Annotated in this window: 15 protein-coding genes and 1 tRNA gene; 8 read left to right on the forward strand and 8 right to left on the reverse strand. The window is 64.1% G+C overall.

Translation table 11 applies throughout. The features are described from left to right. Positions 1-85 precede the first annotated feature (85 nt). The 3 genes from CP557_RS09925 to CP557_RS09935 all read left to right on the forward strand — a co-directional run bounded on the left by CP557_RS09925 (position 86) and on the right by CP557_RS09935 (position 2,231). Positions 86-159 (forward strand) — tRNA-Lys (locus tag CP557_RS09925). Between the two features lie 397 nt (positions 160-556). Continuing rightward, entirely contained in the window at positions 557-1,441 is an 885-nt protein-coding gene (locus CP557_RS09930; RefSeq protein WP_097379748.1) for a universal stress protein, read from the forward strand. Positions 1,442-1,802: 361 nt separating this feature from the next. Continuing rightward, a complete protein-coding gene (locus tag CP557_RS09935; RefSeq protein WP_097379749.1) occupies positions 1,803-2,231 on the forward strand; it encodes a universal stress protein in 429 nt (142 codons plus the stop codon). Between the two features lie 298 nt (positions 2,232-2,529). Here the strand turns inward: CP557_RS09935 and CP557_RS09940 are convergent, their stop codons facing one another. The 4 genes from CP557_RS09940 to cyaB form a co-directional block, all read right to left on the reverse strand. Further along, positions 2,530-3,708 carry a tRNA sulfurtransferase gene (locus tag CP557_RS09940; RefSeq protein WP_097379750.1) on the reverse strand — a complete coding sequence of 393 codons (1,179 nt, stop codon included), beginning with the start codon at positions 3,706-3,708 and terminating at the stop codon, positions 2,530-2,532. A 67-nt stretch (positions 3,709-3,775) separates the two neighbouring features. Next, on the reverse strand, positions 3,776-5,035 hold the full coding sequence (locus CP557_RS09945) for an MFS transporter (protein ID WP_097379751.1): 1,260 nt from the start codon (positions 5,033-5,035) through the stop codon (positions 3,776-3,778). A 78-nt stretch (positions 5,036-5,113) separates the two neighbouring features. Further along, complete coding sequence (locus tag CP557_RS09950; RefSeq protein WP_097379752.1) at positions 5,114-6,319, reverse strand: methionine adenosyltransferase; 1,206 nt, start codon at positions 6,317-6,319, stop codon at positions 5,114-5,116. A 162-nt stretch (positions 6,320-6,481) separates the two neighbouring features. Further along, a complete protein-coding gene (gene cyaB / locus CP557_RS09955) occupies positions 6,482-7,039 on the reverse strand; it encodes a class IV adenylate cyclase (RefSeq protein ID WP_097379753.1) in 558 nt (185 codons plus the stop codon). An 88-nt stretch (positions 7,040-7,127) separates the two neighbouring features. Here cyaB and CP557_RS09960 point away from each other — a divergent pair, with 88 nt between their 5' ends. Next, a complete protein-coding gene (locus CP557_RS09960; protein WP_097379754.1) occupies positions 7,128-8,096 on the forward strand; it encodes an FKBP-type peptidyl-prolyl cis-trans isomerase in 969 nt (322 codons plus the stop codon). A gap of 414 nt (positions 8,097-8,510) precedes the next feature. Here CP557_RS09960 and CP557_RS09970 read toward each other — a convergent pair whose 3' ends face one another. Continuing rightward, positions 8,511-9,137, reverse strand: coding sequence for an RAD55 family ATPase (locus CP557_RS09970; protein ID WP_097379755.1), 627 nt, complete (start codon positions 9,135-9,137; stop codon positions 8,511-8,513). Positions 9,138-9,295: 158 nt separating this feature from the next. On the opposite strand from CP557_RS09970, the gene pyrB reads away from it, so the two are divergent. The 4 genes from pyrB (at position 9,296) to CP557_RS09990 (ending at position 13,297) form a co-directional block, all read left to right on the forward strand. Next, complete coding sequence (gene pyrB, locus CP557_RS09975; protein WP_097379756.1) at positions 9,296-10,240, forward strand: aspartate carbamoyltransferase; 945 nt, start codon at positions 9,296-9,298, stop codon at positions 10,238-10,240. Further along, positions 10,233-10,754, forward strand: a complete 522-nt coding sequence (pyrI, locus tag CP557_RS09980) for an aspartate carbamoyltransferase regulatory subunit (RefSeq protein ID WP_097381605.1) — start codon at positions 10,233-10,235, stop codon at positions 10,752-10,754. Before pyrB ends, pyrI begins: the two co-directional genes overlap by 8 nt. A 209-nt stretch (positions 10,755-10,963) precedes the next feature. Continuing rightward, positions 10,964-11,809, forward strand: coding sequence for a hypothetical protein (locus tag CP557_RS09985; protein WP_097379757.1), 846 nt, complete (start codon positions 10,964-10,966; stop codon positions 11,807-11,809). Between the two features lie 261 nt (positions 11,810-12,070). Next, the gene (locus tag CP557_RS09990) at positions 12,071-13,297 is read left to right on the forward strand and encodes a hypothetical protein (protein ID WP_097379758.1); all 1,227 of its coding nucleotides are present in this window, start codon (positions 12,071-12,073) and stop codon (positions 13,295-13,297) included. A gap of 136 nt (positions 13,298-13,433) precedes the next feature. Here the strand turns inward: CP557_RS09990 and CP557_RS09995 are convergent, their stop codons facing one another. From CP557_RS09995 to CP557_RS10005, 3 genes are all read right to left on the reverse strand, one after another. Continuing rightward, entirely contained in the window at positions 13,434-13,856 is a 423-nt protein-coding gene (locus CP557_RS09995) for a hypothetical protein (protein ID WP_097379759.1), read from the reverse strand. Between the two features lie 108 nt (positions 13,857-13,964). Beyond that, entirely contained in the window at positions 13,965-14,729 is a 765-nt protein-coding gene (locus CP557_RS10000; RefSeq protein WP_097379760.1) for an enoyl-CoA hydratase/isomerase family protein, read from the reverse strand. A gap of 156 nt (positions 14,730-14,885) precedes the next feature. Next, positions 14,886-15,554: a helix-turn-helix domain-containing protein gene (locus CP557_RS10005; protein WP_097379761.1), complete on the reverse strand. Its 669-nt coding sequence runs from the start codon at positions 15,552-15,554 to the stop codon at positions 14,886-14,888. Positions 15,555-15,641 lie beyond the last annotated feature (87 nt).

The following is a 15,641-nucleotide window of genomic DNA, read 5'->3' on the forward strand; positions in this document are numbered from 1 at the left end:
AAGGGAGCGATTCGCGCGTGGATCGCTGTCACGGAGCCCGCCAAGGGAAACGTATTTGAACGACCGAGGGAAAGTCGGAAGCACAGGGCCGGTAGCTCAGTCCGGCAGAGCGTCTGACTCTTAATCAGACGGTCGCGTGTTCAAATCGCGCCCGGCCCGCTTCTGCGAGGAACAGTTCGTGACGAGCAGAGGGGCGACCGCGATTTGAATCGCAGGGCGGTCGTGTGAAACGGAGTGAGCACGTCCGACTGTGTGTTCGAATCGCGCCCGGTCCGATCTTGTGACACCCATGACCATCCTACGACTCGCTTTCGTATGGGAAGGTACTCAGTTCGCAGATCTACTGAACGGCTGGTTCATTGGTCTCAGGATGAAACAAACAAAGCCGTCATACTGACCAGATCCTCCGTAATCGGCACACCGGTTTTGACGATTTTCACACAGAACGAACAGTCCGGAGAGAACACGCGTATGCGCCACGCGTTCACAGAAATTGCACATCTCGAGGTCGTACTTCGACCCAAGGTATTCACCACTGTGTCACGATGTAACACGTATGGGAAACAACCCGGAACCTCGACCGATACTGGTCGCAGTTGGTAACCCTGACCACGTAGAGCAGTTGGTCCGGACAGCTGGCGACCTCGCCCGGGTGACCGATGGCCTCGTACAGATCGTTTCTGTGGTTTCCAAGCCCCACAACTCACCGTTTTCCCTGTACACTGATGAGACGATCCTCGAGCAGTATTCGGGAACCAGTCGGAAAATACTCGACAAAGCAACGAGAGTCGCCCCCGACGATGTCACGGTAACAAGTGAGCAGATCGTCGGCCGATCGATTGCCGATGGCGTGCTCACAGCAGTCGGACAGACCGAGGCGCACGCACTCGTAGTGGGGTGGCAAGAGCGAAAACGCCGAACGGACGCTGTCCTCGGTACCACCGTCGATCGACTTATCCAGCGTGCACCGTGTGACCTCTACGTCGAACGGATCGGTCAAGAGGCGAACAGCGTCGATTCCATCCTCTTGCCCGTGGCTGGCGGCCCTCACGTTCGTCCAGCAGCGTCCGTCGCGAAAGCGATTGCTGCTCGCAACGACGCCACCGTACACGTCTTCGCAGTCGACGCTTCCCATACGGCTCCCGAGACAGCACGCGAGTACATCGCAGATGCAGAACTGAGTCTCGAAGAAGCGCCCGGTCCTCGTCTTCAGGTGGAATCAGAGATCGGCGATGGTGACGATATAGCCGAGTCGATTATCGAGGTCGCTCTCGACCACGATGTGATCGTTTTCGGAGCAACACGCCAGGGGGTCTTACACCGTCGTCTCGTTGGTTCGGTTCCTCGGACGGTCGTCCATCGGACTGACCGAACGGTACTTCTCGCTCGCGCTGGTGATGTCGTTGACACCCCTCTCAAAAAACGCTTGCCGTGGGTCTGATTTGTTCGTGATCGACGCCCGATCGTGACTACCGAACCCGCAGTACAAACGGCTGCCCGAGAGGAGGGTGAAAAAGCACCGTCGATCGGCGAAGAAGAGACTGAGGAAGCGCTTCAGGCGAGCGGTCTCTTCGACCCGCGGGCCGTATAACGTCTGCTCGATGTGGCGTATCGGGCCGACGTTGGCCACCGTTTTGGCGTCCGTGTTCTTCGTGGCAATCCCCGACGTTACGTGAACGAAACGGGTGTACTGGTCGTCTCGACCTGACGCAGGGCTTGCCCGTCTCTTGCGTTCAGCTCTCGAGTCGTGATCGTAGCCGAGCGTACACGACCTTATATGCCCGGAGGATGAAACCTCACCTATGCTCTCGCGGATTCTCGTTCCGATGGACGACTCTGAGCCGGCCGAACGTGCGCTCGCGTACGCGCTCGATAATCATCCCGACGCCGACGTCACCGTTCTACACATCGTCGGAGTCCCCTCCATGATGATGGGAAGTGCGGTGGGACTGAGCCTCGAGGACGACTTGGAGGAGGCGGCTGCCGAACGTGCTGAACCTGTCTTCGAACGCGCACACGAAGTCGCGGCTGAACGGGACCGGGAGATTAACACGGACGTGGGGGTCGGACATCCCGCCCGAGCGATCATCGATCGTGCTGACGACTACGACACGATCGTACTCGGGAGTCACGGCGAGGACTGGCATCGCACGGCACGCCAGTTCCTCGTCGGAAACGTTGCCGAAACGGTGGTTAAGCGGGCACCGGTGCCGGTAATAGTGGTCCGATGACGGGTCGCTCACGCTCTTTACTGTCTAGTCGGGCCAGTTTGGGCAACGAACAGGTCGGCGCGTGAATCGCTTGGATGCTCACAAACCCGTTCGGCGAGAGCGATAGCCCGGATTTGGAAGACTCGTGGGAGAACGAGCGGGCTCGTGTTCACTTCGTAGCATCGTGCTGGCCGGCGAAGCGTAGATCGAACTTGTGAACCCCTGCCACGAGTAGGGATCACGAAACCGACGGGAATCGACTCCTTCCGCGAGTCGACGACCGGGCCGGCGGCACGGAGAACCCACAAAGCGATCGGATTCAGGGGTCGACCAGTTCGGCGTCCTTGGCGGCCGCCTCGGCGCGCTCGAGCAGGTCGTCCGGTTCGGCCGCCAGCAGCGGCTCGAGGCGGGCGTTGGTCTCGACCTGGTCGGGGGTGACGCGGTTGCAGCCGGCGTCGATGGTCGAGTCGGTGAAGGTGCCGATCTCGCGGGCCTGTGCGACGATGTACTGTTTGTCCCGGCTCAACAGCGGCCGGTGGATGGGGAGCGTGGCTGCGCGGCTGGTGACGCCGAGGTTCCGGATCGTCTGACTCGACTTCTGGCCGGCGGCTTCGCCGGTGACGATGCCGTCCGCGTTGACGCGTTCGGCGAGCGTCTCGGCGGCGCGATAGAAGAACCGCCGCAGGGAGAGCATTCGTCCCTGTTCCATTTCCCGGACCAGCAGGTCGACCGTCTCGCCGCCCGGAACCCGGTAGACCTGCATGTCGAAGTTGGGTGCGTACGCCGAGAGGAGCCGAACCGTCTCCATCGCGCGTGCCTCGTGATCGATCCCGCCGTAGTCGCCGAGGTCGACGTACGCCGGGACGATCGGGCTGCCGCGTTTCATCATCTCGTAGGCCGCGACGGGGGAGTCGATGCCGCCGCTGACCAACGCGACCACCGCCTCCTGTGAACCAAGCGGGAGCCCGCCCGGGCCGTCGACCGTCTCGAGGTAGACGAACGCCACGTCCTCGCGGACTTCGACGCCGAAGGTGAGGTCGGGCTCGTCGAGGTCGACTTCGGGTTCGAACTCGTCTTCGACGGCCTCCCAGATTACGGTCCCGGCCTCGCGGGCGAGGTCCTCGCTATCGTAGGGGAGGGTCTTGTCGGCCCGGCGGGCGTCGACCGCGAACGTCCCGCCGTCGTAGTGCTCGCGGGCGGTCGCCGCCAGCGCCTCGAGGATCCGTGCTTTCTCGGTGCTGACGGTCAGCACCGGGCTCGCGGAGACGACCCCGAAGGTGTCCGTCGCGGCCGCGGTCGCGGCCTCGACGGCTGCCTCGTTCGTGTGGATCAGCGGCCGGTTCCACCGGCGCTCGATCGTGCCGGGAATCGCGCGGTCGGCCAGTACGGCCTCGAGGTTCTCCGCGAGAAGACCCTCCATATACCGCTTGACGGTGTTGCTCTTGGTGTTGAGGTCCCCGTGGCGGACGAGGACGGTGTCGGCTCCCGGAGGGTGCATGGGCTGTGATAGATGGTTGCGGCTATAAGGGGGTTACGAGGTCGGCCTCGAGGGGTTCGTACGTCGGTCACGCGATCGATTCCTCGACCGTTGGGCTCAGACTGCCGGTATAGGAGTAGATCCCGACGACGAGAACGGCACCGGCGATCAATGGGATGATCGCGCTGAGGGCGTACAGCACGTTGTAGCCGACTGCGTTGGCGAAGGGGAGCGATATCAATGGTCCGAGACCGCCGCCGACGTCGCCGAAGATGTTGTTGGTGCCCATCGCCCTGCCCATCCGATCCTCGGGCGTGAGGTCGGCGAGCAGTGCCGTCAGCGGACCGCCGACCCCGCCCTGTCCCGCACCGATCAGGATACACCCGAGCACGACGGCCCCCAACGACGGCGCGACCGTGAGTACGACGAACCCGGCACAGCTCGTCGCGAGGAAGACGATCAGGACGGGAATGCGTGCGCCGACGCCGTCGCTGATCTTGCCACTAGAGATCGTAAAGACCGCGCCCGAGAGCGTGGAGACCGCCATCAGCAGTCCGGAGGTCCCCTGTTCCCCGTAGTCAATGCCGTAGCCCGCAACCTCGAGCGAGAGCGTCAACGACTCGATTTGCAGGTACAGAACCAGCGTCGAGAAGAGGACGCCGATGTACGCGAAGTAGAGCCCGAAGTTGACGAGGCCGACGGTCAGTGCGGGGAGGGTCGTCTCGAAGTCCAGCGGGTTGATCGACGAGTCGGTCGACTCGACGTGGGTTTCGGGGACGATGAAGTAGGCGATGACGCTCGCCAGGCCGGCGAAGGAGGCCGCGATGGCGAACGCCGTGGCGTTGTTGTACACTTCGCTGACGATGCCGCCGAGCACCATGCCCGCGGGGAACCCGAACGTGATCCCGGCTCGGACGATGCCCATGCTCGTCCCGCGCGAGTTGGCCTCGCTGACGTCGGCGGTGATCGTGTACGCCGTCGCGAACACGAGCGCGCTGCCGATGCCCCACATGATTCGCGCGAGAACGAACCAGAGTTCGGGCATCGAAGACCGGATGGCGATCACGTAGCCGACGGTCGCGAGCCCCTCGATCGCCAGGCCGACGACGAACGGTTTCCGGGTCCCGATCCGGTCGACGAGCACGCCCGCCGGCCCGTTTGCCACCAGTCGCGTCCAGCGATTCGCCGAGAGGATGACGCCGACCATGAACCCCGAGATCCCCAGTACCTCGCCGAGGTTCGGCAGAATCGGGAAGACGACGCCGCCGCCGAAGCCGACGAAGAAGGTACTCGCGACGACGGCGTAGACGACGGATCTGGCAGTCGATTCGGAACTCGAGTCGGACACGTGCAGTCACTCGCTGGTTCGATTCGCACTGGCGTACATCGCGGCTCACGCTGGTCGAAGAAAACGCGGCGTGTTCGTTCAGAACGTCGAGAGTTCGCCCTCGATCACGCTGCGGGTGATCCCGGTCACGTCCGCGAGTTCCCGGTCGACGATGGCTTCGACGTCGGCCTCGACATCCGAGACCGCGACCCCGTCGTCGGTGACGACGTGGACGTCGGCGACGTGGGGCTGATCGATCGGGCGACCGATCTGGGAGAGGAGGCGCACACGCAGATCGCGGATGCCGTCGACCTCGTCGACGACGGACTCCGCGATCTCCGTCGAGAGCAGGTTGTAGATCTTTCCGATGTGATTGACCGGGTTCTTCCCGCTGGTCGCCTCCATCGACATCGACCGGTTGGGCGTGATGAGACCGTTCGCGCGGTTACCGCGCCCCACGGAGCCGTCGTCGCCCTGTTCGGCGGAGGTTCCGGTCACCGTGAGATAGATCGAACCCTCGTCGTAGTCGTCGGCCGTGTTGACGTGGACCTCGACCGCGCGGTCGGTGTACTCGCGTGCGACGCCGTCGACGAACTCCCGGACGGACTCGACGGCCTCGACGTACTCGTCAAGATCCGCGACGTACTCGTCGACCATCGCCGCCGCGACGGTGACGTCGATCTCGTCGCCCTCGCGCTTGCCCATGATCTTCACGTCGGGGCCGAGTTCCGGGTTCTCGTCGGCGTACTCCCCGTTCAGCCGACGTTCGGCCTCGAGGACGATCTGCTCGGTCTCGGTCAGCGGCGCGTGACCGACGCCGAAGCTCGTGTCGTTGGCCATCGGGACGCTGACTTCGTCTTCGCCGAAGACCTCCTGGAGGTCGCCGCTACCCTCGCCGAGTTTGACATCGACGACGATGTCCTCGCCGACGGTCAGCTGAGGTATCTCGGACTCGAGGTACTCCCGTGCCGCTCGCAGCGCGATCGTCTCGGCGGGGATGGTCTGGCCGTCGTAGTGTTTGGTCGCGCGGCCGACGATCAACAGATAGATCGGATCGACGACTTCACCGCCACCGAAGGCGGGCGCGGCCTCGCCCGCGACGAGTTGCGTCTCGTCGGTGTTGAAGTGCAACACTTCGCCGACGCGGTCCAGATACTCGCGTGCGAGCGCCCCGGCGACGCTCTCGGCGATTCCGTCGCAGATAGAGTCTGGATGTCCGATGCCCTTTCGTTCGACGATTTCGACCTCCTGGTCCTCGACCGCTTGCCGGTCGATGGACTCGATCCGGATGTTCCGCTCGCTCATTGTCGGGACTTGACGGAGCGAGTTCGTATAACTTGCGGAAACAGATACGGGACAGAAAATGCCTGTAGGTTATGTCGCGATCGACGGACGGCCGATAGCAACTCCTGAAACGGTTGACACGCTACTCGCAACGCTGTCGTGCGATCAGGTGTACGGTGACTGTCAGTGGCTGCTATCGTCGGCGGCGAGCAGTAAGCCGAGATAGGAGGTCCGGAGCTGGTCGTCGGGATCGAGTCCCAGTCGCTCGAGGACGTCGTAGGCCCCCTGGCGGGCCGTCTCGAGATCCGTCTCGACTTCGACGTCGGTCTCGACCTCGACGTACTCGCCGACGTCGTCGACCGAATCGAGGGTGACGGTGTATTCCTCGAGCGCGAACCGCTCGCGATCCTTGCGGACCGTCGCGGCGGGCTCGAAGCCGAGGTTCGTCAGGATCGCGTCCGTCTTTTCCCCGTCACCGACGGCGGTCTCGACTTCCTCGCGGGTCTTGGACTCGTCGTCGACCAGTGGCCCCTTGTAGGTGACGCGGGTCTCCGCCTCGCCGTCTTCTGGTCGCTCCGACCGGATCCGAAGCGCCTCGTCGGTCTCGGCGAACTCCCGGTGGGGTGCGTCGTAGTAGGTGTCGACCTGCACGACGGCACCCCGTGGCGTCGCCTCGAGCGCCACGAGGCGGTCTCGGACGGGCTCGAGATCGGCGGGGACTTTCACTTCGACCTCGTACATGCTCGGGGGGAGGTGGAGCTGTAATAAGTATCGGTCGCTCTCGCTCGAAAACGTCGTACTTAAATGTCGACGGCGGGACGTACAACGTATGACTGAGGATCAAGAGGCCGAGCTCGAGGAGCAGGCCGATGACGTCGACGAAGAAGTAACCGAGGAAACCGCCGACGAAGCCGAGGGGCTGCAGGAAGGCGACTTCGTCGAACTCGAGTACACCGCGTACACCACCGAGGACGAACAGCTGGTCGACACGACCGACCCCGAGGTCGCCGAGGAAGAGGGCGTCGACGATCAGGGCCAGGAGTTCAAGCCGCGAACGATCGTTCTGGGCGAGGGCCACATCTTCGAGGCCGTCGAACAGGCGGTCACCGGCTCCGAACCCGGCGATTCCGGCACCGTGACCGTTCCCGCCGAGGACGCCTTCGGCGAGTACGACCCGGACGACGTCCAGACCGTCAGCGCCGAGAAGATCGACGAGGACGACCGCTACCCCGGTGCCAACGTGCAGATCGACGGCCAGCAGGGCTACATCAGCACGATCATCGGCGGCCGCGCCCGCGTCGACTTCAACCACCCGCTGGCCGGTGAGGACGTCGAGTACGAGTACACGGTCGCCGACGAGGTCGACGACCGCGAACAGCAGGCCGCCGGCCTCTTCGAGATGTACCTCGGGATGGAGCCCGACCTCTGGATCGAAACGGACGAGGTCGAGGAGGAGGTTCCCGTCGAACCCGACGAGGACGCCGACGAGGACGCAGAACCCGAGTTCGAGACCGAAACGGTCGAGAAGGAGACGCTCTATCTGGAGGCCACGCCCCAGATGACCATGAACCAGCAGTGGATGATGGGCAAACAGCAGATCGGTCAGGACATCATCGAGAAGGTCGGCGTCGACCGCGTCATCGTCCAGGAAGTCATCGACGGCATGGGTGGCATGGGCATGGGCGGTATGATGGGCGGCATGGGCGGCATGGGCGGTGGCGACATCGAGGAGGCCCTCGAGGACGCCGACGTTGATGCCGACGAGATCGTCGAAGAGCTCGAAGGCGCAGAAGAGTAACGCACCCGGCGATCGCTGGCCGTTCTGTAGCGTACTGACACCGACCATGGACGTGCGCGTCTCCCCTTTTTCGCCCGCGGGAACGTAGCGGTCGAACCGGACCAGTACTTCAGATCGGTGTCTCTGCGGGTCGAATTTTCCCGGCTCTCGCGATACGTACTCTACGGCGGCGTCCCGGCCGTCGGTACCGCCATCGCCGCGTTGTCTGTCATGACCGCAGCGAGGGTCCGCCCTTCGGAGAACCGGTCCGTGTGGTCCTCGTTCCGATGAGCGTCGCCGTCGGCGTCTTTCCCCTCGCGTTGCTGGTCGCGTACGTTCTGCGAACGGCGACGGTGACCGAGCGGACCGCCGCGAGTACGCCGTTACGACGCCCGAGCAAGAGCCGTGACCGGATCGGGGGAGCGGCGACGCTCCTCACGCGATGTCGCGGCTCGTGTCGATCGCCACTTCCTCGATGAGTTCGAGCTTGATCGCGTCGGTCGGCTGGCTGCCGCCGCGGAACTTGGGGATCGTCAGGTGATTCTCGAGTTCGGTGCCGGCGACCTCGGTCCGGAGATCGAAGACGGCGTCGGCAGCGTGGTAGGTCCGTGCCCGGTTGAGGGGTTCGTCGTCGCCTTTCAGGCAGTGCAACACGGCGATGCTCCCCGTCTCGAGCATCTTGTCTTTGAGGTCGTTGAGAAAGCGGACGTACTCGTCGGTGTCACACCGCTCCAAGACGTCCATCGTGTCGATGATGAGATTGGCGCCGTCGGGCAAGGCACCGATGAGTTGGGTCGCCTCCTCGAGAGGCATGTCGCTCGTGACGTGTCTGACCGTCGGGCTTCCGACGGCCGACGGCGAGGAGTCGATGGCGTGGCGGACGGCGTCGTCGGAGCGTTCGGTCGAGAGATAGAGCGTCCCGCGTGCGGCCGTGAGTTCGTACAAGAGGAGTTCCGACTGGCTGGCTGGCTCGGCGGTGTAGGCGACGATACACCCCGGTGGGAGCCCACCGTCGAGCTTCCGGTCCAACACGTCGATTCCCGTATCCAGCCGGCCGACCATACGATTACGACTTATTATTGTAGCGGCTGTATAACTCTTTGCTTTCAATACACACCAGCTGGATGCAATGATTTTCCGCCGATCGGTGATTCGAAGTCGGGGAACTCGCCGTGCCGAATGGAGAGATTCAAGGGGCACGCCACAGCCTACACGAACGAATGCGCCACGATCACCTCATCACGAGCAAACAACTCTCTCGGGGAGACATCGAAACCGTCCTCGACTACGCAGCCGAGCTCGACGCCGACCCGTCGACCGTCGCCGACCGCCACGCGGGAACGTTGCTCGGCCTGCTCTTTTTCGAGCCGAGCACGCGGACGAAGATGAGCTTCGAGACCGCGATGAAACGGCTCGGCGGCGACGTCGTCGATATGGGATCCATCGAGTCCTCGAGCGTGAAGAAAGGGGAAACGCTCGCCGACACGGTCCGGGTCATCGAGGGCTACACCGACGCGCTCGTCTTGCGCCATCCCAAGCAGGGAGCGGCGACGATGGCCAGCGAGTTCGTCGACGTTCCGCTGGTGAACGCCGGGGACGGTGCGGGCCACCACCCGACACAGACGATGCTCGACCTCTACACGATCCGGGAGAACGCCGGCCTGGACGACCTGACGATCGGCATCATGGGCGATCTGAAGTACGGTCGGACCGTCCACTCGCTGGCCTACGCGCTGACGAACTTCGACACCCGCCAGCACTTCATCAGCCCGGAGAGCCTCCAGTTGCCCCGCGAGGTCGTCTACGACCTCCACCAGCGACAGGACGGCACGGGGATTCGGGAACACGACTCCCTCGAGGAGGTCCTGCCATCGCTCGACGTGCTCTACGTCACGCGGATCCAGCGCGAGCGGTTCCCCGACGAAAACGAGTACCAGAAGGTCGCCGGCGAGTACCAGATCGACGCCGACACGCTCGAGGCCGCAAGCGACGAGTTAACCGTGATGCATCCGCTCCCGCGAGTCGACGAGATCGCGCCCGAGATCGACGAGACCGACTACGCCGCGTATTTCCAACAGGCACACAACGGCGTCCCGGTCCGAATGGCGCTGCTGGACCTGCTGTTGAGCGACGACAAGCGTATCGGCGGTGATGACGATGAGTAACGATCACGACCACCACGACGGGAACGACGACCACGAACTGCGAGTGAGCAAAATCCGCGATGGCACCGTCATCGATCACGTCCACGGCGGGCAGGCACTGAACGTCCTCGCGATCCTCGGGATCGACGGCAGCGAGGGCGAAGAGGTGTCCGTCGGGATGAACGTCCCCTCCGATCGGCTCGCACGCAAGGACATCGTCAAGGTCGAAGGGCGCGAACTGAGCCAGGACGAGGTCGACGTCCTCTCGCTGATCGCGCCGGACGCGACGATCAACATCGTTCGGGACTACGACGTCGTCGAGAAACACCGCGTCGAACGACCCGACGTCGTCGAGGGCGTGCTCTCCTGTCCGAACGCCGGCTGTATCACGACCGGCGACGAACCGGTCACGTCCCGCTTTACCGTGCTCGAGGATGGCGTTCGCTGTTCGTACTGTGAGACGATCGTTCGAGAAGAGATCGCGTCGCTGATCGATACGTGGGGCCACGGCGAGCGCGCTTTTTTCCGGGACTGACGACTATCCAGAATCTCTAAGTGTGTTCCGACCGAAGGCTCCACTGGACATGTCACGTACCGTCAAGATCGTACTCGCCCTGTTCGTCGTCGCCGTCCTCTACAAACTCACCGTTGGCGGCTCGTCGGACGTCGAAGTCGACTACGAACCGACCGAAGAATAACGCACGATTCCGAACGGCTTACGGTGCCGGCGTCGTACACTGAGTTATGTACGGCGTCGTCACTCGGAACGCCGAAGAAGTACGGTGGCCGGAGTTCGACCGCGGGTTCTACGAAGTCAAAGACGTGACCGGCCGGTCCGCCGAACCGATCGCCGACGGGGTAAACATGGTCTCCTGTTTCGGCGACAACGCCGCGGCCGACGCCGATCCGTCGCTGGTCCCCGTCGACGACATGGGACGGCCGGCCGATCGGGAGCGGTCGTACTTCGACTGGGCCTACATCTGTCCGACTCGAGCGGATTACCGGGAGGGACTGCTCGAGGTCATCGACGACTGCGTCGCAGAAAACGAGGACGTGCGCCTCGACGACATCGGCTTTCCCCGCGCGGAATACTGTCGCTGTGGCGTCTGCGAGCAGGAGTTCGAAGCGAGCGGGTACGACGACCGCATGGCGTGGCGTGCGAGCGTCATCACCGACTTCGTCGCGGAGGCGGTCGAACACATCCCCGGGACGGTCTACATGACCCTCTATCCCGATCCGTATCCCGGCCACCTTTACGAACGCGCCGGCATCGACCTCGCGGCCATCGAGGAGTACGTCGACGAGTTCGTCGTCCCCCTCTACGATACCGCCTACGGGACGACCTACTGGCTCGAGACGATCGCAAAGGGGTTCGAGAGCGCCCTCGAGACGCCGTTTAATATCGAATTGTACGCGGTAAACGTCGATGTCGACGACCTGATCCACGCGACCGAAGTCGCCGAGGAATACGCCAACGGGGTCTTCTTCGGCTACGAGGCGAGCAACGGGCGCGCGGCGCTGCGCCGGATGCGGGCCGACGAACGCGAGGGCGTGACACACGGCGAACCGACGTCCGATTCGGACGGCTAACCGCGGCCCCGGCCGTCGTTCCGTCCTCGGTTCGCTGCCGGCTCCCAAGCAGTAATTACGCCGTCGGACGCCGCGACAGGATCGATTACTCCGGGATGGGACGCCGGTATCGTCTCGCCAATTGACTGATGGGCGACAGCCTGTTACGGCGAATTGGTGACGTACTACCGACTGGAACCGACGACCCCCTTTATCTGCGTCTCGGTTGCCCCCAGTCGTGACCGAGGATCGACAGCGGCGACGGATCCTCAGGTGAGTGGTATGAGAGACCAACAACGTCAGCAGTCCCGGAACACGAACAGGGACACACAGCAGATGGCACAGTCGACGATGAACCAGGGCCAGCAGACCATCGAACAGCTGATCGACCTCCAGCGCAATATGGCCCGCATGACGCTGAGTGCACTCGAGTGGCAGGACACTGCCCAGCGACAGGGCCTCGAAATGACGAAAACGATCCTCGAGAGCGCGCCGGGCTCGCAGTTCACCGAATCGATGGTCCAGAGCTATCTCCAGGGGATGGAGGCCGTCATGCCGGAGATGGAGCGGGCGATGGAAAAGGGCATGCAGGCGGCCACGCAGCCCCAGATGGAGGAGATGGGCTCGCAGCCGATCGGTCAGGGCCGGGCCAGCGAAGGGGAACCGAGCCAACGCGGGGCGGGCGGTCGGATGGCCGACCAGCAGATGGGGAGCCAGCAGGCCGGCAGACAGCAATTCGGCGGGGAACAGGCCAGTACTGAACGATCGAGAGACACGCCACGGACACAGCCGGGCGAGCAGCGTGCCTCGAGCGAACGATCGCAGCCACAAGGTTCCGCTGGGACCGGGGAGTGGGTCTCGCCACAGGAGTACGGTGGCGAGTCGGCGAGCGCCTCCGGCTTCCAGCAACGACCGATGACGGGAGCGCAGACACGCTCGGGACAGCCGGACATCTCCCCTCAGGAGAGTCGGATCGAGCAGGGCAGGCTGGGTGGGTCCCAACGGAGTCAGACCGGCGGCCCTCCACAGGAGCCGGGTCGATCACCCACGACCGGCCAGTTCGAACAGCGTGGGCAATACGGCCAGGAAGGGCAGCCGCAGCGTCACTCCCAGGAACCACAGCCTCGGGGCGGGCAACAGGGTCCCCAGGGCCAGCACGGTGGCCAGCCTCGGGGCGGTGAACAGGGCGGACGCGCCAGCGAGTACGAACAACCGATGCAGGGACGGGAATCGTCGCAGCCACGGACGACCGGTCAGGGACGGGTTAGAGACCAGTACTCACAGCGCATCGAGACGGAGCACCGCGAGCGGGGAGAGCGGGGACGACCGAGTGCACGGGGGCACCAGGGGGAGAGTCCACAGTCGGGGGCTCGTGGTTCTCCGGAGCCTGGCGGGGAACTAACCGAGGGCCGAAGTGGCGGCGAGATGGATCGGACCGACGAGACGGGCGAGAGCAAGGACACGCAAGGACAGTCCGAACGGGACCACAGCGACGAGGACGAGGAGTAAGCGCAGGACTGATCAGTCGGGCCGATCAACGATCCGCGTCGTTTCGTCGCTCGAGGCCGGGACTCGAGGCCGACCCGGTCCGTCGAACCGTCGCTCCTCGTACTTGGGGCGTCGCCGAAAGAAGTTCGAAACGGTGTTACCGGCTTCGGTCGTCGCCGAGGAGGTCGTCGTCATCGTCGTCGCGGATCAGCCCCTCGTCGTCCGAGCCGCTAATATCGTCGTCGTCCCGGTCGATACCGCGATCCTGTCCCGTTCCGGAACCGGCTGTGCCGGTCCCGGTGTCCATATCGCCGGTTCCGCCGGACGCGCCGACACCGGAGAGGTCGTGCTCGAGGTGGATTTCGTCGTCGGTGACGCGACTGACAGCCTCTTCCTGAAGCGGGTAGGTATCCGCCCCGCTGTCGCTCCATCCGAGCGTTGCCTTGATCGAGTCCGTGATGCCGGGGTCCGGTTCGACGTGGGCCGTTCCGTGTTCGACGGCTGCGACCATTCCGACCTCGTCACCGTCGGCGTTGACGACGCGTTTGCCGACGTCGTCGTCGGTAAATTGCGGGGTCATTACAGTGTCATCAGCGGCCGATCCGCGCAAGGTCGTGGTGCTTGCGCGCGCTTGCGACCGGACGGTCGGACTCGAGTCTCGATGCCGAAACGGTGTCGGAGGGGCCGATTACTCGAACTCCGGCTCCCGGTCCTCGAGGAACGCAGTGACGCCTTCCTCGTGGGCGTCCGACGTCCGGGCCTGTGCCTGCAGCAGGTTCTCGTAGTCGAGCGCGTCGTCCCAGGCGCGACCCATGTTTTCGTGCATGGCCTGTTTCATCATGCCGATGGTGGCCGTCGGGCCGCTGGCAAGTCCCGCGACGGTTTCGGCGACGCGATCGTCGAGTTCGTCGGCAGGGACCGACTCGTTGACCAACTCGAGGTCGGCCGCACGCTCGGCGTCGAAGAACTCGCCGGTGAACGCGAGTTGCTTTGCGGCCCGCAGTCCGACGATGTGCGGGAGGATGACGGTACCGCCGGTATCGGGAATCAGGCCGACTCTGACGAACGCACAGGAAAACGTCGCATCGGCGGCGGCGTAGGCGATGTCCGCGAGCGCGACGATCGAGAGGCCCGCACCGATGGCGTCGCCGTTTACCTTCGCGACGATCGGAACGGGACACTCGAGCATCGCTTCGACGACGCGGCCGAAGGTTTCGGTGACCCGCTCGTAGGCCGCCTTCGAGGAGTCGGGTGTTTCCGCCATCGACTCGAGGTCGCCCCCGGCGCTGAACGCGTCGCCGTTGCCGGTAATGACGATCGCGTCGTACTCCGCGGGCGTGGCGGCTTCGATCTCGTCGGCTAGCTCGTCGGCCGTCTCCATCGTGAGCGCGTTGAGCGCAGCGGGTCGATCGAACGCCAGTCGCAACACGCCGTCGTCGCTGTTGATCTCCATGCCGCAGGTGTTGGTCGGCCGGATATTAACTGTTGGAGACTTCTCTTCTCGAGCAGCGGTGTCAAGTTCGTTCAGTCGACCGATCGGCGATCAACAGACCGATCGGCGAAAACCATCGCTTCGACCGTCGGACGAACCCCGTTCCCTCGAGGGGGCTCAGTTCGACGGGACCGGCGGTGCGGCGGTCTCTTCTTCGGTCACGTTGAGTTCGGACGTGACGAGTGCGCGGTAGGCCCGCCGGAGTCGCTCGGAGAGGGCTTGATGGGAGATACCCAGCTCCTCGGACAGTTCCTGCATCGAGACCTCGCGGGGGATCTCGAAGTAGCCGTGGTCGATCGCTGCGACCAGCGTTTCGTACTGGCGGGCCGTCAGCCCACACTGGGAGTGGCTCTCCTCGGCGAGATCGAAGAGCCGGACGATCGTCGGCGTGACGTCGTTGTCGTCGAGGCGGTCGTACAGCGAACTCACGCTCTCGCGGTCGACCACGCGGACGGTGAGCAGCCACGTGCCGTTCGACGCGGCGGCGCTCAGTACCGTCCCGCCCTCCTCGAGGGTGAGCTCGAACGGGTCGACGGTATCGGGTTCGAACTCGATGTCGTACAGCCACCGGTCCTCGTCGCTGCTGATCCGGGAATACGCGCCGATCGCGGCGGCCCCGTCGAGGGCCGCTTCGAGTTCCGACCGCGAGGGCCCCGACAGCCAGAGCCCGTGGCCGCTCGAGGCGATCACCCGTTCCATTTCGCACGTCAGGGAGGGGACAGCCGCGAACAGCTCGCCCGTTCCGGTTCCGTCAGCCGGGATCTCGATGTCTGCGATGGATGTCATGAGTCTCACCCGTGGATACGACTACGAACTGCATAACCCCACTTCCAAAGCACTTAGAACCGTTCAGAGCGAATTACACGCGTTTTG

This window comes from Natrinema ejinorense, from assembly GCF_002494345.1.
GTDB lineage: Archaea > Halobacteriota > Halobacteria > Halobacteriales > Natrialbaceae > Natrinema > Natrinema longum.